The organism is Flavobacterium salmonis (genome assembly GCF_903819435.1).
Classification (GTDB): Bacteria; Bacteroidota; Bacteroidia; order Flavobacteriales; family Flavobacteriaceae; genus Flavobacterium; species Flavobacterium chungangense.
This window is the reverse complement of record NZ_CAIJDP010000062.1, coordinates 141,525-161,151: the sequence shown is the minus strand read 5'-3', so window position 1 is coordinate 161,151 and position 19,627 is coordinate 141,525. Positions and strand designations below refer to the sequence as shown.

The window sequence follows — 19,627 nt, the reverse complement described above, 5'->3', positions numbered from 1 at the left end:
TTAAGAATGGCTTTTTAAAATTATTTAGAAAAGTAAATTATAATTTACCTTAATATTTTAGAACTTAGAACCAATATGTTTAATTTCTGTTCTTCTGTTTTGAGCTTTACCTGCAGCAGTTTTATTACTTGCTACTGGCTGAGTTTCACCAAAACCTTTAGACTCTAAGTTTTCTGCATTTACACCTCTTTCAATTAAGGCATTCTTAACTGCAGCAGCTCTGTCTTCAGAAAGTTTTAAATTCAATTTATCAGCACCATCACTATCTGTGTGTCCTTCAATACTGAATTTCGCATTTGGATAGTTTTTAAGGATTTCTTTAATTGCATCTAATCTAGCTGGAGTTTCTTTGTCTCCTGTTTTGAAAGTAGCTTTACCTGAATTAAAGTATACTGCTCTTGCCTGAACTTTAAGTTCTTCTAAAGCTTCAGAAGTGATTTCTGGACATCCTCTGTTACTAGCTGGACCAGCTACAGTAGGACAATCATCATCTTTATCTAAAACACCATCTTTATCAGCATCTAAGAAAGGGCAACCGCCATTTTCTTTTGGACCTGCAACAGTAGGACATTTATCATCTTTATCAGCAATTCCGTCTCCGTCAGAATCAGGACAACCTTTTAAAGCAGCTAAACCAGCAACATCTGGACAAGCATCATCTTTATCAGCAATTCCGTCTCCGTCAGTATCAGGACAACCGTTTAAAGCAGCTAAACCAAATACATCTGGGCAAGCATCACTACCATCAACAATTCCGTCTCCATCAGTATCAGGACATCCGTTGAATTGCTTCAAACCAGCAACATCTGGACAAGCATCATCTTTATCATAAATTCCATCACCATCAGTATCTTTACCTCCAAATTTGAAAACAAGACCAGCTGTATGTTGGAAATGAGATGGAGCATCAGGAACACCAGCAGCATCCTCTCTACCACTATCACCAGCACCAACAGCCCATTTGAATCTTGAAGCTAACTCAAGACCAATAGCATCTGTAAACCAAAAAGTTAAACCAATACCTGGATTAAGTGTTCCATAACTACTATCTCCGAAGAAAGTGTAACCACCACCAACAGATAACGAAGGATCAATTACTTTAGATTTAATTAATTCCTGGAAGCTATATTTGATAGTAGCATCAATACCGTAGTACATTAAATCCCCTGGATTAGAAACAACATTACCTCTTGAATCAGCTTCTGCGTTAGTCGGATCATAAGTAACATATTTATCTATTTTGTTTACAGAACCTTGTAAACCAAGAGAGAAACCACTACCTACATATCTAGACACACCAATGTAAGATAAAGAAGGAAGGATATTCCAATTGTCTTTCACAGCGAATGGCTGAGAAAAGTGTTGATCAAAGAACCCACTTCCTGAACCAGAACTAGTTCTAGTATCAACGGCGTTTACTCCAAAAGAGATCGCCCATGGATTGTTACTGTCTTGTGCGTGAGAGCTTAAACCCATCACCATCATCACAGCAACTAAAAGTTTGTTAAGATGTTTCATACTAATTTTTTTTAATTACAATTTAGTTAATTACAGACAAAAGTAACACCTAATTTTTTAAATACAAAATGTAATGTTAAAAAAAACCTACAAAAATGGATTAAAATGGTAATTATATAACTTTTAACATTTGACCAACATTCACAAAAGCATTGATGGCGGTGTCTAAATGTTCTTTAGAATGAGATGCAGATAATTGCACCCTAATTCGTGCTTTTTCCTTTGGAACTACAGGAAAAAAGAACCCAATTACGTAAATTCCTTGCTTTAGCAGCTCATTTGCCATAGTTTGAGATAATTTTGCATCATAAAGCATTACAGGGACAATTGCAGAATCTCCATCTATAATATCAAATCCTGCTTTTTTCATTCCTTCTTTAAAATAATTTGTATTCCATTCTAATTTATCTCTTAAAGAAGTATCTTTTTCTAATAATTCAAACACTTTTATCGAAGCCCCTACTATTGCGGGTGCTAAAGAATTTGAAAACAAATATGGGCGTGAGCGCTGACGAAGCAATTCAATAATTTCTTTTTTAGCAGTTGTATATCCTCCCATAGCACCACCAAGAGCTTTTCCAAGTGTTCCGGTTATAATATCAACCCTGCCCATAACGCCTTTTGCTTCAAGAGTCCCTTTTCCGGTTGCTCCAATAAATCCTGCAGCATGGCATTCATCCACCATTACCATTGCATCATATTTATCAGCCAGATCACAAATTTTATCCAAAGGCGCTACAAGTCCGTCCATAGAAAAGACCCCATCGGTAACAATCAGCTTAAAACGCGCTCCAGCCTCATTAGCTTTCATTAATTGCTGCTCTAAATCTTCCATATTACTATTTTCATAACGATAACGAGCGGCTTTACACAAACGAACTCCATCGATAATCGAAGCATGATTTAGGCTATCTGAAATTATCGCATCATTTTCTCCCAATAGAGGCTCAAAAACCCCTCCATTAGCATCAAAGGCAGCCGCATAAAGAATTGTGTCTTCGGTACCATAAAAATCAGCAATCTTTTTTTCTAATGTTTTATGAATGTCCTGTGTACCACAAATAAAACGAACAGATGACATTCCGAACCCATGTGTATCCATTGCGTCTTTTGCCGCCTGAACAACTTCAGGATGTGAAGAGAGTCCTAAATAATTATTGGCACAAAAATTCAAAACCTTTTCTCCTGTAGAAATAGTAATTTCAGCATCTTGTGCTGAAGTTATAATACGTTCTTTTTTAAAAATACCGTTTTCTTCAATAATCTGCAGCTCATTTTGCAGATATTCTTTAATTCTTCCGTACATATTTACCCTTTTAAAACGTTAAAAATTAATACGTTAGCCAAATTTAAGCTACGTAAATCCTTTAACATCTGATTAATTTTTTCACAAATTTACTACATCGATTTCGGTTCCTATATACACCAAGACCCTTTTTAACACTTTGTATCCTAAATCTTCAACTGCATTTTGATATTCCTGAATTTGATGTACGTATTTAGGATTTCTGGCACCAGTTTTATAATCCAACAAATAGGCTTCCATATCTTTGGTTAACACAATTCTGTCTGGCTTTAAAGTTTTTCCTTGTTGCTGAACAATTGTCTGCTCATTTAAAACAACATTCTCACCATCAAAACAAATACTTATTTCAGGATGATTTACTATTTCCTGAAGCGTATTCGAAACTATTTCTTTTTGATTATAAGTTATTAATCCATTTTCTATTGCTTTTGTAATCGCTAAATCAATATCTGATTTATCTTTTACAAAAGCCAAAATCTCATGAATTATATTTCCGTATGAAATTGCTTCCTGCTGATGCGTACCCCACATTAAAGCTTCGCGTTGCGCAATTTTAATATTCTTCGGATTTAAAACTTCGGAAACAATCGGAATTGTTTTTACCAAATCTAAAGTTTTACCCGGTGGAGAAAGTTTCATCGAGTTTCCAAATTCATATTCGAATTTATCTGAATCATAAACGCCTTTATTCATTAAATATTTAATAAAAAAAGAAGCCATATTATTCGGAAACTCTCCGTCTTTTCTTTCTTTTAACGATTGAGAAATTACATACAATTGTTCTTCGGCACGTGTTAATGCTACATACAAAACATTAATATTATCGAGCAGTTCCTCTTGCTTTTTCAAATTAAAAATAGCTGAGGCACTTTCTCCGAAACCCTCCACAGCACTACTATTATCAATTAAAGCTTTAGGAACACCTAAATTTGCTTCTTCAGCATCAAGCCATAATTTATCTTTTGGCTTTCTGTTATAATCTTCTTCTGCAAAAGGCATAATCACAACCGGAAATTCTAAACCTTTTGATTTATGGATGGTCATAATTCGAACTGCATTATTCCCCTCTGGAGATGGAATACTGAATTTCTCAGCATTTTTATTCCAATAAGTTAAAAAATCAGCTATTCCTGCCTGATTTCTAATATCCCGTTCGAGCACAATATCAAGAAAATATTGCACATAAGCATTTCCGTCTGAAGAAAGAACAAATTTAGATATGATAATTTCCACAGCCTCATAAAGTGATTTTTTTCGAATATCTTCAAACGAAAGTAAAACATCAAAAGTTAAAAGCCATTTTTCAAAATCACTTTCTAAGGTTTGCTTCATTCCCTTAGCAATAAAATCGTGAATTGGCATTTCAATTTCTTTTGTGTTAGCTAAAAAATGCAGAAAGTTTGCTTTTGACTCTAAATCAATGCTGTTATTAAGATATTTTAGCAAATGAATAATCATTCTCACTTCTGTAGCATTTTGAATCATTAGTGTTTCTGATGATAAAAGCGGAATATTTTGTTCTGTCAGATAATTTGCAATAGCAATTCCCTGATCTCTTTTGCGGGTTAAAATCGCGATGTCTTTATATTCAAAACCTTCACGAATAACTTTCTGAATTGTATTTAAAGTCGCCAAAACATATAAATCTGACTTTTCTACCACTTCTTCATCATCGGCAAAATCATTTTTTTCAATTATTGGAAGAAAAGAAATATTGACATATCCTCCTTTTTTAGAATTTGTATTCTGAAAACTGTGATTTTCATATAGATTTTTATAATCTTCATTGGAGAACTCAGTTGAAATCAATTTAAAAAAGGCATTATTAAAATCAATTACCTCACTATAGCTACGGTAATTAGTATCTAAATGTTCAATCTTTTTATCCTTATTACTAAACGGATTATTGTCTTTACTTAATTCAATAAACTGTTCTGCTTTTCCTCCACGCCAGCGATAAATTGATTGTTTCGGGTCTCCAACAATCATCAAAGTCCCTTTATTGCCAAAATCATCCTGACCAGACAGCGCATTATCAATAAGCGGAATTAAATTTTGCCACTGCATTTCTGAAGTATCCTGAAATTCATCAATAAAAAAATGACGGTAACGCTCTCCCAGACGTTCATAAATAAAGGGAGCAGGCTGATTCTGGATTTCACGATGAATAATCGCGTTGAATTCTGAAATTGATAAAATATTTTGTTCAGATTGAATTTTTGCTAATTCATTACTAACAGTATTCAGTAAAGAAAGCGGGGTTATATTTTTAAGGAATGCTTTGTAAAAATCTCTTTTTTCAAAGTTTTTATATATTTTACTTAGCACCTGAAGAAATTCAGGAATAAGATTTTCGATTAAAGCTTTGTCTTTTGCTGTTTTATTAATTGCAATATCTTCGAATTCATGAAAGGTTTTATTTCTTGGATTAAATTTCACGTCACGAATACTTTCTAAATGATTAGGGAATGTTCCTCTTGAAAATGATTTTAAATCTATTCCGTTTTTATCAATCAATTCAAGAAGCTCAACAGCCAACCCAGCATTTTCTTTTTCTAAATCAGCACACAAGACCGACATTTTCTTTTTTATGACAACAAATTCTTCAATCGATTTATCATGAAAATGCAAAATTTCATTTCGGTTATTTTCATTTAAAACCAACCTTCCTGTTTCCAGAATTTCACGCGAAATATCCCAACTTTTATCATCATCGGTTTTTTCCATCGTAAAATCAATCAGCAAATTTGTCAAAGTTTCATCCTGACCTGCTTGCGCAATAATAGCATCAACTGCTTCTACTAATAAATTCTCAGTATCAAGAGTTACCTCAAAAGTCATGGGTAAATTCAGGTCATGGGCAAAAGCACGAATTACTTTATGCGTAAATTTATCGATGGTAGAAATATCAAAAGCAGCATAATTATGAATAAGATGCTTAATAATATTTTGAGATTTTGTTTTGATTTTAATTACAGAAAGTCCTGTTTCGCGAGACAAATCTTCCATCAATTCAATAGCTTTCACTGAAGGCTCGTCTTTGGTAAATTCAGACAAACTACCCACAATACGGCTTTTCATTTCATGAACTGCTTTATTGGTAAATGTTATGGCCAGGATATTTCGATAAGCATCATTTTTGGGTGAAGAAAGAACAATCTTGAGATATTCCTTAACCAAAGTATACGTCTTTCCTGAACCGGCTGAAGCATCATAAATAGAAAAAGACGGACTTTGCATAAGTTTAATTTTTGTATGGTAAAAATAACATTTCTGTTAAACTAATACTTTACAAAAATCAGAAAATTAATAATTGAGATTCCTTAGTGTTTTGGAAAAACCCTTTTATTAAAAACAAGCAAAATTCCAACACCCGTAGAAATTGCCACATCAGCGACATTGAAAATAGCATTAAAAAACTCAAATGGTTTTCCTCCAAAGAATGGCACCCAAGCAGGCAAATTTCCTTTCCATATCGGAAAATAAAACATATCTACAACTAAACCATGAAACCAGGTTCCATAAGGTTCAGGAGAAAAAGGAGTGGCTAAATTATTATAACTGCCATCAAAAATAACACCGTAAAAAACAGAATCCAGAATGTTCCCTGCAGCACCGGCAAAAATAAGTGCAATAGCTACAACCAAATAAGACGACGCATTCTTTTTTACAGAATCATACAACCAATACGCAATGCCGCAAACAGCAAAAATCCTAAACACAGTCAAAATTAATTTTCCATATTCACCTGGTATTTTGGTTCCCCAAGCCATTCCCTCATTTTCTATAAAATGGATTTTAAACCAGCTAAAAACCGGATATTCATCACCTAATATAAAATTAGTTTTTACATAGATTTTAGAAACCTGATCAATCAATAATATTATAAATATAAGGAGATACGCTTTTCTTAATGACATCTTGTGAATTTTAATGTTGGCAAAAGTAACAATTAAATCAAAAAAAACGCCCCTAATGGAGCGTTAATTCTTTTGTAATTTGAAGGTGATTATCTCTGCATGTTTTTAGCCTCGATACTCATTGTTGCATGCGGAACGATTTTAAGCCTTTCCTTGCCTATTAATTTACCTGTTACTTTGCAAATACCATATGTTTTATTTTCAACACGGAATAAAGCGTTTTTTAAGTCGCGGATAAACTTCTCTTGTCTGATAGCCAATTGAGAGTTTGCTTCCTTAGACATTGTTTCACTTCCTTCTTCAAATGCTTTGAAAGTTGGAGATGTATCGTCCGTTCCGTTATTTAAATCATTCATATAAGCACTTTTGATCAAATCAAGATCTGCTTGTGCTTTTTGTATTTTTGCTTGTATTATTTCTTTGAACTCCGCTAAATCAGCGTCTGAGTATCTTGTAATTTCATCTATCATGGTATTCTATTATTTTGAAATTAATATCAATGTTTTAATATCGTCAAACTCAATTTCTGTGCCGCTTTCTAAAGTATCAGCAAAAGTCAAGCTATCTGTTAATGTTTCAGACTTAATATAGTCATCATTTTTTGAAACTGCATCTTCTAAAATGCCGTTTCTCTTTATTTGTACCTTAATCTTATCAGTAACTTCAAATCCTGAATCTTTACGGATGTTCTGAATTCTGTTTACCAATTCTCTCGCGATACCTTCATTTTTTAATTCCTCAGAAATTGTGATATCAAGTGCAACTGTTATTCCGTTTGAATTTGCAACCAGCCATCCTTCAATATCCTGAGAGGTTATTTCGACATCTTCCAGAGATAAAGTTACACTATTTCCAGCAATAACAATATCTAACGAGCCTTCCTTATCTAACTGATTAATCTGATCTGCAGAAAAAGACTGTATCTCATTAGAAATCAACCCCATATCTTTTCCAAAACGTGGACCTAATGCTTTAAAATTAGGCTTAATCTGCTTAACTAAAATACCAGAAGCATCGTCTAAAAGCTCCACTTCTTTAACGTTTACCTCAGCTTTCACTAGGTCAGAAATAGCTTCAATTTCAGCACGCTGATACTCGTCAAGTACTGGAATCATTACCTTTTGCAGCGGTTGACGCACTTTGATCATCTCTTTTTTACGTAGTGATAAAACCAGTGAAGAGATCGTTTGCGCCTTTTGCATTTTGCTTTCCAACGTTTTATTAACAAAGTTTTCGACAAATTTTGGAAATTCAGCCAAGTGAACACTGCTATATTGCTCGGTTTGTGTTGAACTCGTTAAATCTCGGTACAATTTATCCATGAAAAATGGAGCTATTGGAGCGCTTAATTTGCTTATGGTTAATAAACAAGTATAGAGCGTTTGATAAGCTGCAATTTTATCATGAGCATATTCTCCTTTCCAGAAACGACGACGGCATAAACGAACATACCAGTTACTTAAATTTTCCTGAACAAAGTCAGAAATAGCTCTTGCTGCTTTCGTAGGCTCATAATCTTCATAACATTCATCAACAAATTTGATTAAAGAATGTAATTCAGAAATAATCCATTGATCGATTTCCGGTCTTTCGTTTAGCGGAATTTCTGCTTCTGCATATTTAAATCCATCAATATTAGCATATAACGAAAAGAATGAATACGTATTGTAAAGTGTTCCAAAGAACTTACGGCGTACCTCAGCAATTCCTTCAATATCAAATTTCAGGTTATCCCACGGATTTGCATTTGAAATCATATACCAACGTGTGGCATCAGGACCATATTCTTTAATCGTTTCAAAAGGATCTGTTGCGTTTCCTAAACGTTTAGACATCTTTTGTCCGTTCTTATCCAGAACCAAACCATTTGAAACCACATTTTTATACGCTACTTTATCAAAAACCAAAGTTCCGATAGCGTGTAAAGTATAAAACCATCCACGAGTCTGATCGACACCTTCAGCGATGAAATTCGCAGGAAAATCTTTATTCTCGTCAATTTTATCTTTATTCTCAAAAGGATAATGCCATTGGGCGTAAGGCATTGCTCCTGAATCAAACCAAACATCAATTAAATCGCTCTCACGTTTCATTGGCTGGCCTGAAGCCGAAACTAAAGTAATTTGATCCACTACATTTTTATGCAAGTCGATTAAATCATAATTTGTTTCAGACATATTTCCGATTTCAAAACCTTTGAAAGGATTTTCTTTTTGAAAACCGGCTTCGATAGATTTTTCGATCGCATTGTACAATTCTTCAACAGAACCAATAAGAACTTCTTCTTTTTTGTCTTCAGTTCTCCAAATTGGCAACGGAATACCCCAATATCTAGAACGAGATAAGTTCCAGTCGTTGGCATTTTTCAGCCAGTTTCCAAAACGTCCCTCACCAGTAGACTTAGGCTTCCAGTTGATAGTTTCGTTCAGGTCGAACATTCTATCTTTTACATCGGTTACTTTAATGAACCAGGAGTCTAGTGGATAATATAATAACGGCTCATCTGTTCTCCAACTGTGTGGATAACTGTGAACATATTTTTCAACCTTAAAGGCTTTATTTTCTTCTTTTAATCGAATAGCAATTTCAACATCAACAGATTTCTCCGGGGCTTCGCCGGCATTGTAATATTCGTTTTTAACGTATTTCCCAGCTAAATCTCCTAAATGCGATGTGAATTTCCCTTGTAAGTCTACCAAAGGAACTGCATTTCCTTCTTCATCCAAAACCAACATTGGCGGAACTTCAGGTTTTGCTTCTTTGGCAACTTTCGCATCATCAGCACCAAAAGTTGGAGCCGTGTGCACGATTCCTGTTCCGTCCTCTGTGGTAACAAAATCTCCGGCAATTACTCTAAATGCGTTTTCAGCATTTTGATATGGTAATACGTAAGGTAATAATTGTTCGTAACGGATTTCTACTAAATCTGCACCTTTTGCTTCAGTTAAGATTTTGTATGGAATGTTTTTATTTGTATAATTAACTTTATTTTTTACCAAAAGATCAATATCATCTTCAGTCAAAACATTATTAAAATCAACTTCCAAGAGCTCTTTTAAACTACCAATCCTTTTATTTGCTCCAACAATATTAATTATTAAACCAAATTGCTCATTAGTTAATTCTTTTCCTAAGATTAATTCAATTCTCTTTTTTCTACCTTCTTCATCTAAAATTTCATCATTCTCGAAATTTCTATTACAATTATTAATGTAAAAATCATCTATATCAATTGAACTAACAGAATCATCAACTTTAAAAAATCCTTTTCCGAATTGTTTTCCAACTAAGTTTTTAGCCAAAATAACATTGATTGGTTCAAAAGTATATTGATTAAAAGTTTTCACTAAAACATAATCGATTTTTGGCCCCACTGTCAAAGCCGTATTTGATGGCAATGTCCAGGGTGTCGTCGTCCATGCCAAGATGTGAATATCTCCAAAACCTTGTAAAAAGCTTGGCAATGTTTCCGGCAATGTTTTAAATTGTGCTACAATCGTAGTATCTGTAACATCTCTATAAGCTCCTGGCTGATTCACTTCGTGAGAAGATAATCCCGTTCCTGCTTTTGGAGAATACGGCTGAATAGTATAACCTTTGTACAACAAACCTTTATCGTAGATTTGTTTTAAAAGCCACCAAACCGATTCCATGTATTTTGGTTTATAGGTCACGTATGGATCTTCCATATCAACCCAATAACCCATTTTTTCAGTCAAATCATTCCATACGTCGGTATAACGCATTACGGTTTTTTTACACGCTTCGTTATATTCTTCGATGGAAATCGTTTTACCAATATCTTCTTTTGTAATTCCAAGTTCTTTCTCGGTACCTAATTCTACAGGCAATCCGTGTGTATCCCATCCGGCTTTTCTTTTTACCTGAAAACCTTTTTGAGTTTTATATCTGCAAAAAATATCCTTAATCGCACGCGCCATCACGTGGTGAATTCCCGGTAATCCGTTTGCTGAAGGCGGACCTTCAAAAAACACGTAAGGCTCAGCACCTTCGCGAGTCGTTACACTCTTTTCAAATATATTTTCTTTCTTCCAAAAATCAAGAACTTCTGACGCTACTGTTGGTAAGTCAAGTCCTTTGTATTCAGTAAATTTTGTGCTCATTTTATCCTTTTCTTAATCGAGGTGCGAAAATACTAAAATTATGTCAGAAGTTGAAAGTCGAAAGTCAAAAGTTGCAGATTAAGAAAAAACTTCTCTTAAAACATCTAAAGATTTAGGTCTTTTGAATCCATCTAAATGAAAACTGTAATAATCAATCAGAATTTTTAACAGCATTTGTCTTTCAATAACATGAAATATTTTTTGGTCATTATCGAATTTTAAATCGATTAGCTTCTTTAGTAAACCTGTTTCATGTTCTGTCAAACTTCCCATTCCATGAAAAAGAGTAAAAATACCATCATTCATTTCAAAATAAGGCAGATCAATATCCGACACATCAGGATAAAAACCTAAATATTTTGTTGTTTCTAAAAGCAAAATCAAATGAAAATTAGAAATTTCGTCATGATGGTCCAGCCATGTTAATGCAGTTTCTAAAAACACAAAAAGTGATTCGTTTTTTTCTTCTTCCTGTATTGAATAGTACAGCATTTCTGATAAAAACATAACCATTGTACTTTTTACAAAATCAGTATGAATACTTTGAAAGGGGACAGCTATTTTTATTTCTTTGAAATTTTCTAAAGTTCCTTTGTTTTTATGAACTGCTTCGATCTCTAAAATAGACAAAGGCTGAAAATAAGCAATTCTCTGACTGGCTTTCCTATTCGAAAAAGCATCGCGTACAAAGTAAGATTTCAAGCCGTTTGAAAGTGTAAAACATTTTACGACGAGGCTTTTTTCCTTAAACTTTAAAGCCGAAATAACGATTGCTTTGGTTTTAACCAACATAACCTGGAGTTATCTTTTTATTATTGCTTTTAAACCTGTCTAAAAATCTTTTTTCAATCACAAACCAAGACAATACAGCAAAAAACAATGAAATTAAAATCACACCTATTGCAACAATAAAAGGATTGTATTTTTCGAATAAATCATATTGCCTAATTAACTGAATTATTGGAAAATGATAAATATACAGGCCATATGTAAAATCACCATATTTCCCAAAATTATCAAAAAAAGGAATATTATATGCTGCAATTATCACAATAAGACCAAAAGCCGCAGGGTATAAAAAATCAACATGAAAACTTAAAAAATAATAGCTAATTAGAACCACAACAGATAAACCCAAAAGTACTTTTTTATTCTTCATCACATAATCAAAAGTCAAAAAAAGATAAATTCCTGTTACGAAATAAGACAGATAACCCGGTAATTGTTTTGCCAGCAAAGGCTCATCTAAATAATTGAGCAGGAACCAATATCCTAATGAAAAAAGATAAAGACTTGCGAGTATTAAAAGTGGTTTTTGTGTTTTTTTTATTCCGTAAAAAATCAATGGCAAAACAATGTAAAATCCTTCTTCAATTTTTAAAGTCCATAATGACCCATTAACAGAACACAAAAGATTGTTATCAAAAAGCCCAGGCAGACAAGGATGCATAAAATTCAAAAAAAACAAGTTCCACCCTAAATATTTATAAGTAGCTGTATCTAAAAAATAAGCAGAAAATTCATAAGTACTAAAAACCGAAAAAATTAGAGTAGAAAGAAAAATCAAAACGAAATATGCAGGCAAAATCCTCTTTATTCTCTTAATAAAATACAATTTTAGGGAAGGTGTATTTACATAACTTTTAGCAACTAAAAAACCACTTATTATAAAAAAACCTTTTACACCAATAACTGCATTAGAAAAATGAGACAAAAAAAACAAATTTTTATTTTGAGAAAGCTCTGAAAGATGTGATAATAAAATATTTATAGCAAAGAAAAACCTTAAAAAGTCAAAACAATTCTTGTTATTCATGGTTAATTTATCTACAATTATCGAACAATCATTACTTTTTTAACCTTGGTTTCACTACCGTCCTGGGCCGAAACAAAAATCATATAAACTCCTGTAGCGACTTTATACCTTCCGAATGCAGTTGTATCCCATTCTATTGTACCTCCTTCTGAAATAGCTTCATAAACTAAATTACCTTCAATATCTGTAATTTTTACATTTGCTTTATTTAATAAGCCTGCAATTTTTACCGTTCCTAGAAACTCTGGCCTCACAGGATTAGGGTATACATACACATTATTCAAATTTTCTTTTGCATTAGTGGCTGTTCCCTTGAAAGAAATCATGCCTTTATCAGTAGCTATGAATACCTCGCCTGTTCTACTATTAATTTCTATGTCATTTATAGTATTGCTAGGCAATGGTGAATTATTTATTGTAAAATGATATTTTGTTTCCTGACCATTTGACGAAACTAAAAAGACTCCGGAGTCAGCAGTGCCAATCCATTTATTATTAGCACCATCTACAACTATATCTGTAATAAACTGTTCGTATAGTAATTCTTGAGCCAAACCATCTTCAACAATAATAATCGGTTTGGTCGTTAATTGGTTTTCCGTTTGAAAGCTATTCACATTTGCTAAAACTCTAAGTCCTCTTGTAGTACCTATCCATAATTGACCATTATTATCTGGAACGGCGACCCTTGCATCAACTGTAGGTAAATTCCCGGAATCGGTACCGGATGTTATTTTTTTGAAAACATTCCCTTTTTCATTAAAACCTATAATTCCATTATTAACAGTCGCCATCCATTTTGTTCCGTTTTTATCAATCGACATTCTGCCGAAAGTACAACTCGATATATCTGGTATTATTGATTTTGTTGAAAAAATCTCCCAACTGCCATTTGCTTTAAGAACTTTTATTCCGTTATCAACCTGACTATTATTCATCCAAAGATTTCCTGATTTATCAAATACAGGTCCATTAACCCAAACATCTGGGGTATTTGGAATAGGTTCCAAAGAACTATTTGCTTTACCATATAAATACGTTGGCACATCATTCTCTACTTTCAAAAGCCCCGTATCAAATGATCCAATATAAACTTTATTTTCATCATTAGGATCAATAGCGACCCTTATTAAGGATTTGGCATCTAAGACTTTTTCATAAGGTATATTTAGCCATCCACTTTGAGTAAATTTACTAATCCCATAACTATCCTTTGGATAAGGATTATAATTTCCTCCATAATCTCCATAGACAGCCCATAAAGAATTTTCTCCTGTTTGAAGCGCGAAAATACTATTTCGTAATGGTCCTGACGGCATACTATTTTCAAAAGAAGCTGAAGCAGAAAGCGAAGAATTAAATAAACCATTTTCCTTAGTAGCTATACTAATAACATCTCCCTTTGATGTTGCACAAGTAAAACTTAAACTACCATCTAAAACCTGAGTATTTGAAATCTGACGAATAAGAGCCATCTGATTGTTATAAACATAAACTGAGCTTGGCGTCGTAATAAATAAATTATGATTTACGGACCGCATATCTGTAGAAGACTGAGAAAGCTGCAAAAAACCAATAAAAGAACCTGAATTATATTTATGAATATAACCTGCAGAATTCACAGCAATCAAATTTGAATCCAAAGTTTCAACACTAGACCAGTCTCCAGAATTTACAACTGACCACTGATTATAATCGACCAAATTTGTACTGGTACTGTTTGCACGCCTAATTCCGAGTGATGTAGCTGCATATATAAAACCATTAAAAACGGCGGTTTGTTTTACACTAATTTCCGCACCGGTATCGCCAATAAAATAAGTGTCTCCAAATTTTGAAGTGGCTAAATTAAACTGCACTATTCCAAAATCACAAGAAACATAAATCAATCCATTATATTCCATAAAATGATTGATTTTTTTTATACTCGATGGCAATTGTTTATTGATAATATCCACCACTTTGAGCATACTTCCATCCTTTTCATTAATCACAATCATCAAACCATTTTCATACCCTATCAAAGTTTTATTTAAAACCTCATTATGATATATTGACGATATAGTCTGACCGGATAACCCATCGACAGTTGTAGTTGTTTTAAGAATATTTGTAGTTAAATTTTTTGAAAACAAGGCGTTTTCTGAAGCTGCTATTATTGAAGTTGAACTTACAGAAAGGTCATTAATTTCATAATATGAAAAATAGCTCTCCCAGGATAAAGTCCCCTGGCAAAAGCAGTTTGGAAAAACTATTAAAAATAAAATATACAGAAAACTCTTTTTCATTTTGACAAATTCAGATTCACAAATATAATACAAACGAAAGTATTTGATTTTTGTTCTGTTTTAAATTATTATTTTCAAAATTTAAAACAAACAAAAATGCCTTCAATTCTATCCCTTGTTAAAAGACGAATTAAGGCATTTTTAAATTTTAAAAAACACTATACAACTCCCTGAGCAAGCATGGCATCAGCAACTTTAACAAATCCGGCAATATTAGCTCCTTTGACGTAGTTAACATAACCATCCTCGCCCTTACCGTATTTCTTACATTGATTATGAATTCCAATCATTATATCTTTCAGCCTCAAATCTACTTCTTCACTTGTCCAGTTTAAACGAATTGAGTTTTGGGTCATTTCTAAACCGGATGCCGCTACACCACCTGCATTTGCTGCTTTACCAGGCGCAAATAAAACTTTATTATCTAAAAATAATTTAATTGCATCTAATGTAGAAGGCATGTTTGCAGCCTCTGTTACACACAAAACACCATTATCAATGAGTTTTTGAGCATCTTCTCCATTTAATTCATTTTGAGTAGCGCACGGAATTGCAATATCAACTTTTACTTCCCATGGACTTTTCCCTTTATAAAAAATTGCTTTTGGATATTTCTTCAAATAAAGTTCTGCACGATTATCGCCGCTTGCTCTCATTTCGAGCAAATGGTCAATTTTATCTCCTGAAATCCCCTCTTCATCATAAATATAGCCATCTGGACCGGAAATAGTTACCACTTTTCCTCCCAATTCATTTATTTTTAAAGCAACCCCCCAGGCAACATTTCCAAAACCTGAAACTGCGACCGTTTTGCCTTTTATTTCATGCCCAATAGTACGCAACATTTGCTCTGTAAAATAAACAACTCCATATCCTGTAGCCTCAGGTCTTATTAAAGAACCACCGTATGCAATTCCTTTTCCGGTTAAAACACCAGTAAACTCATTTCTAATTCTTTTATATTGCCCAAACAAATAACCAATTTCTCTGGCTCCAACACCAATATCTCCGGCAGGCACATCCAGATCCGGGCCTATATGACGGCATAATTCGGTCATAAATGATTGACAAAAACGCATTACCTCAGCATCTGATTTTCCTTCCGGATCAAAATCAGAGCCTCCTTTACCACCTCCCATAGGAAGTGTTGTCAGACTGTTTTTAAAAACCTGTTCAAAAGCCAAAAATTTTAAAACGGAAAGATTTACAGTATGATGAAATCTAATTCCGCCTTTGTATGGTCCAATAGCTGAATTCATCTGAATTCTAAAACCTCTGTTTACAATAATTTCTCCTTTATCATCTACCCAGGGAACTCTAAATATTATAGAACGCTCCGGCTCAGCAATTCTAAGAAGTAAGTTTTTTCCATCGTATTTTTTTTGTTCGGCAATAAACGGAATTACCGTTTCAGCAAACTCTCTGACAGCCTGAAGAAATTCAGGCTCATTTGGATTTTTTGACTCTACCAGAGCCATAAACTCATTTATTTTTTGTTTCATCATTTTGAAATAAATTATTCAAATAAATCATTATTTGTATTAATTACATAAGAAAATATGCTTAAGAAAACGTTTTCGTTATTACAACAAAGGTAGATTAAAATCATAATCCAGAAATTAATTTTATAACATTTTTATCATAATTGCATATTTTTCAAACAAATTTAAAATTAGCATTTACAACTATTCTTTTAGAATCTAACCTCAATATTATAATTATCTTTTTAAGCATTTTGTTACTTATTTTTTAATTAAGAAATTAAATTATTTTAAATGGAATATGTTTTTTATATATTTGCAATCATTTGAAAGCCGAAAAACTCATGCTCAAGCAAATAGCCTTAACTTTTTTTACAATATTTGGTATTTCCTCGGTATCAAATGCACAATTAGCCTACGAAATTGGATTCATAGGTGGTCCTGTAGCTTTTCAGTCTGATTATGGACAAAGGCATGATCAATCAACAAACATCGGAAATACAGGATTTGGTATTGGTGCGGTGCATTGGATAAACTTTTCATCAGCTGCAAATGGAAACGAATATTTTAACGAACATTTTAAAGTTCGTTCTGAACTTTCTTTCACTCATACCAATTTCCAGCATTTTGGAAAATGGATAGAAGGTAAACCATCAGCTGGAAAAGAAAAATTAAAAGCCATGAGTGGAAAAACAAGCATGTTAAACATTGGAACTCAGTTAAATTTTTCGCCTTTTACAACAATACATGAGTTTGAAAAATATGTAGGCAGTTTTTATCCCTATTTAAGTGTAGGCGCTATGGCGAGTTACTACAGTACTACTGCAAGTTCTTCACTAGGGCCATTAGGAACACCAGCTACAACTTTTGACAAATATTTAGTCCCTTCAGACGGTCATCAATACGGTTTTTCAAGTGAAAGCGGCATAACATTCTCTGTGCTTCTTGGGGTTGGAGTTCAATATAAATTAGATGAGATGAATGATTTACTATTTGAAGTACGTTATCAGGGCTTTGATTCAGACTGGATTGACGGATTAAATCCTAATAGAGATATTTACAAAGAAAACAAATCAAAAGATTCTCAAGTCTGGTTCAATTTTGGATACTCCCATTATTTAGAATTCTAAATATATATAAAAGCCCCAACTCGAAAGAATTGGGGCTTTGTTTTTTTTACGATAAAGCCTGTTCTAAATCGGCTATTAAATCTTCGGCATCTTCGATCCCTACACTCAGACGAACGAGGTCATCTGTAATTCCAACTTCAGCCCTTTTATCCGCCGGAATTGAAGCATGGGTCATTAAAGCCGGATGATTAGCTAATGATTCAACACCTCCTAAAGATTCCGCTAATGTAAAAACTTTCAATTTCTCTAAAAAAGCGATTGAATCTTCTTTTTTACCTGAAACAAATGTAAAAGACACCATTCCGCCAAAAGCCTTCATTTGTTTTTTAGCGATTTCATGAAACGGATGACTTATCAAACCTGGATAATAAACCGTTTTAATTTTTGGATGATTATTTAAAAAAGCCACAACTTTCTCTCCATTTTCACAATGTCTCTGAACTCTTAACGATAGTGTTTTTATTCCTCTTAAAACCAAAAAACTGTCCATTGGCCCCAATGTTGCCCCGGTTGCAAACTGCTGAAAATGCAATTGTTCGCCTAAAGCCTCATCTTTTACAATTAAAGCTCCGGCAATAACATCTGAGTGACCTCCTAAATACTTAGTTGCTGAGTGCATCACGATATCAGCACCTAAATCAAGTGGTTTTTGTAAATAAGGTGTTGCAAACGTATTGTCTACAGCCAGCCAGATTTTGTTTTCTTTTGTGATTTTGGCAATTTCCTCAATATCGGCAAGTTTCATTAAAGGATTCGTAGGTGTTTCAACCCAGATCAATTTAGTGTTTTCATTAATCAAAGACTTTAATTTTGTAACATCCGTCATATCAACAAAATGGAATTTAATACCCGAATCTTTATAAATCCTTGAAAACATTCTATAGGTACCTCCATACAAATCATCCATAGCAATAACTTCATCACCTGCTTTAAAAGATCTTAAAATACAATCGGTCGCTGCCAAACCTGATGAAAAAGCCAGTCCACGAGTACCATTTTCGATACTAGCCAATGCATTTTCCAGCGCAGTACGGGTAGGATTTGAAGCACGGCTATACTCATAATCACCCAAAGGCTGTCCGGGACTTGTCTGAATATAAGTTGAAGTTTGATATACGGGAGGCATAACGGCTCCTGTACTCGGGTCATGATGCTGACCTCCATGTATTACTTTAGTATTGAATTTCATATAGTTACAAATTTTTAAAACTTAATTCTTTCACAAATTTACCGTTTAATTTATTTTAATCCTGACTCAACCTCTTACCTTTGTATATAATTAACACTTTTTAAGATGAAACACTACTCTCTTCTTGTTATAGTGCTTATATTAGTTAATGGCTGCACTAAAACATTAACTATTGAAAACGAGATTATTGAAAAAGAATCAAAGATACCCTGCAAAAAAGATTGTCCTAAAATTACAATAAATGTACCAGTAGCAAGAAATGCTCCTGTTGTAGCAGACAGCATTAATAAAAAAATACTAAGTGTTTTAAAAGAAATCCTCTATTTTGGAGAAAAACCATCAAACGCAAAAGATTACAATAGTCTGGCTGATTCTTTTATTGCTTCTTATGAAGAAATGCATAAAAAATTTCCAACAGAAACATTCGGCTGGGAAGCCAAAGTTAAAGGAGATGTTGAATATCAATCTGATCAGATATTAAACATCAAATTGGATCATTATACATTTACTGGCGGAGCTCATGGCTATCAGGGATACCGTTCATTACTTTTTAACCCAAATACAGGAAAAACTATTTTTTGCGATGAATTATTTAAAAACGAAAAAGAGTTTAAGGATTTTGCCGAAAAAGAGTTTCGAAACAAATATAAAATCCCATCGAAATCAAATATTAATGCAACAGGATTAATGTTTGAAAATGATAAATTTCAATTACCACAAAATATATTTTATACGAATGAAGGCCTGCTTTTATATTACAACTCTTACGAAGCGGCTTCTTATGCAGATGGTCCAAAAGAGGTCTTGTTTCCGTATGAACAGGTGAGTAAATATTTGAAACTTCTATAATTCTTA

At 33.4% G+C, this 19,627-nt stretch carries 13 protein-coding genes; 2 read left to right on the top strand and 11 right to left on the bottom strand.

The window, feature by feature from the left end; translation table 11 throughout:
* Positions 1-57: 57 nt before the first annotated feature.
* The 10 genes from FLACHUCJ7_RS08065 to gdhA form a co-directional block, all read right to left on the bottom strand.
* Complete coding sequence (locus FLACHUCJ7_RS08065) at positions 58-1,518, bottom strand: OmpA family protein (RefSeq protein ID WP_180908544.1); 1,461 nt, start codon at positions 1,516-1,518, stop codon at positions 58-60.
* 112 nt (positions 1,519-1,630) lie between these two features.
* Positions 1,631-2,824 (bottom strand): glycine C-acetyltransferase, encoded by a 1,194-nt coding sequence (kbl, locus tag FLACHUCJ7_RS08060; protein ID WP_078229113.1) that lies wholly within the window; start codon positions 2,822-2,824, stop codon positions 1,631-1,633.
* 81 nt (positions 2,825-2,905) lie between these two features.
* Entirely contained in the window at positions 2,906-6,064 is a 3,159-nt protein-coding gene (locus FLACHUCJ7_RS08055) for a UvrD-helicase domain-containing protein (protein WP_180908543.1), read from the bottom strand.
* A gap of 83 nt (positions 6,065-6,147) precedes the next feature.
* Positions 6,148-6,744 carry a lipoprotein signal peptidase gene (locus FLACHUCJ7_RS08050; protein ID WP_078229111.1) on the bottom strand — a complete coding sequence of 199 codons (597 nt, stop codon included), beginning with the start codon at positions 6,742-6,744 and terminating at the stop codon, positions 6,148-6,150.
* Between the two features lie 89 nt (positions 6,745-6,833).
* Complete coding sequence (locus FLACHUCJ7_RS08045) at positions 6,834-7,214, bottom strand: TraR/DksA family transcriptional regulator (protein ID WP_031455121.1); 381 nt, start codon at positions 7,212-7,214, stop codon at positions 6,834-6,836.
* Positions 7,215-7,223: 9 nt separating this feature from the next.
* Positions 7,224-10,868: an isoleucine--tRNA ligase gene (gene ileS, locus FLACHUCJ7_RS08040; RefSeq protein WP_230408804.1), complete on the bottom strand. Its 3,645-nt coding sequence runs from the start codon at positions 10,866-10,868 to the stop codon at positions 7,224-7,226.
* 78 nt (positions 10,869-10,946) lie between these two features.
* Positions 10,947-11,660: a DNA repair protein RecO gene (gene recO / locus FLACHUCJ7_RS08030; RefSeq protein WP_180908542.1), complete on the bottom strand. Its 714-nt coding sequence runs from the start codon at positions 11,658-11,660 to the stop codon at positions 10,947-10,949.
* Positions 11,650-12,684: an acyltransferase family protein gene (locus tag FLACHUCJ7_RS08025; protein WP_180908541.1), complete on the bottom strand. Its 1,035-nt coding sequence runs from the start codon at positions 12,682-12,684 to the stop codon at positions 11,650-11,652. The genes recO and FLACHUCJ7_RS08025 overlap by 11 nt, the downstream gene beginning before the upstream one ends.
* Positions 12,685-12,701: 17 nt before the next feature.
* Positions 12,702-14,972, bottom strand: a complete 2,271-nt coding sequence (gene porZ, locus FLACHUCJ7_RS08020; protein ID WP_180908540.1) for a type IX secretion system anionic LPS delivery protein PorZ — start codon at positions 14,970-14,972, stop codon at positions 12,702-12,704.
* Between the two features lie 158 nt (positions 14,973-15,130).
* Positions 15,131-16,474, bottom strand: a complete 1,344-nt coding sequence (gdhA, locus tag FLACHUCJ7_RS08015; protein WP_031455116.1) for an NADP-specific glutamate dehydrogenase — start codon at positions 16,472-16,474, stop codon at positions 15,131-15,133.
* A 323-nt stretch (positions 16,475-16,797) separates the two neighbouring features.
* Here gdhA and FLACHUCJ7_RS08010 point away from each other — a divergent pair, with 323 nt between their 5' ends.
* Positions 16,798-17,583: a THC0290_0291 family protein gene (locus tag FLACHUCJ7_RS08010; RefSeq protein ID WP_180908539.1), complete on the top strand. Its 786-nt coding sequence runs from the start codon at positions 16,798-16,800 to the stop codon at positions 17,581-17,583.
* Positions 17,584-17,629: 46 nt separating this feature from the next.
* Here FLACHUCJ7_RS08010 and FLACHUCJ7_RS08005 read toward each other — a convergent pair whose 3' ends face one another.
* Positions 17,630-18,772: a cystathionine gamma-synthase gene (locus FLACHUCJ7_RS08005; protein WP_078229105.1), complete on the bottom strand. Its 1,143-nt coding sequence runs from the start codon at positions 18,770-18,772 to the stop codon at positions 17,630-17,632.
* Positions 18,773-18,877: 105 nt separating this feature from the next.
* Between FLACHUCJ7_RS08005 and FLACHUCJ7_RS08000 the strand changes: the two genes are divergently transcribed.
* Positions 18,878-19,621, top strand: coding sequence for a DUF3298 and DUF4163 domain-containing protein (locus FLACHUCJ7_RS08000; protein WP_031455113.1), 744 nt, complete (start codon positions 18,878-18,880; stop codon positions 19,619-19,621).
* The last annotated feature ends 6 nt before the right edge of the window (positions 19,622-19,627 follow it).

Coding starts and splice junctions, on each gene's coding strand:
- FLACHUCJ7_RS08065 (WP_180908544.1), bottom strand. CDS start 1,518: ATGAAACATCTTAACAAACTTTTAGTTGCTGTGATGATGGTGATGGGT.
- kbl (WP_078229113.1), bottom strand. CDS start 2,824: ATGTACGGAAGAATTAAAGAATATCTGCAAAATGAGCTGCAGATTATT.
- FLACHUCJ7_RS08055 (WP_180908543.1), bottom strand. CDS start 6,064: ATGCAAAGTCCGTCTTTTTCTATTTATGATGCTTCAGCCGGTTCAGGA.
- FLACHUCJ7_RS08050 (WP_078229111.1), bottom strand. CDS start 6,744: ATGTCATTAAGAAAAGCGTATCTCCTTATATTTATAATATTATTGATT.
- FLACHUCJ7_RS08045 (WP_031455121.1), bottom strand. CDS start 7,214: ATGATAGATGAAATTACAAGATACTCAGACGCTGATTTAGCGGAGTTC.
- ileS (WP_230408804.1), bottom strand. CDS start 10,868: ATGAGCACAAAATTTACTGAATACAAAGGACTTGACTTACCAACAGTA.
- recO (WP_180908542.1), bottom strand. CDS start 11,660: ATGTTGGTTAAAACCAAAGCAATCGTTATTTCGGCTTTAAAGTTTAAG.
- FLACHUCJ7_RS08025 (WP_180908541.1), bottom strand. CDS start 12,684: ATGAATAACAAGAATTGTTTTGACTTTTTAAGGTTTTTCTTTGCTATA.
- porZ (WP_180908540.1), bottom strand. CDS start 14,972: ATGAAAAAGAGTTTTCTGTATATTTTATTTTTAATAGTTTTTCCAAAC.
- gdhA (WP_031455116.1), bottom strand. CDS start 16,474: ATGAAACAAAAAATAAATGAGTTTATGGCTCTGGTAGAGTCAAAAAAT.
- FLACHUCJ7_RS08010 (WP_180908539.1), top strand. CDS start 16,798: ATGCTCAAGCAAATAGCCTTAACTTTTTTTACAATATTTGGTATTTCC.
- FLACHUCJ7_RS08005 (WP_078229105.1), bottom strand. CDS start 18,772: ATGAAATTCAATACTAAAGTAATACATGGAGGTCAGCATCATGACCCG.
- FLACHUCJ7_RS08000 (WP_031455113.1), top strand. CDS start 18,878: ATGAAACACTACTCTCTTCTTGTTATAGTGCTTATATTAGTTAATGGC.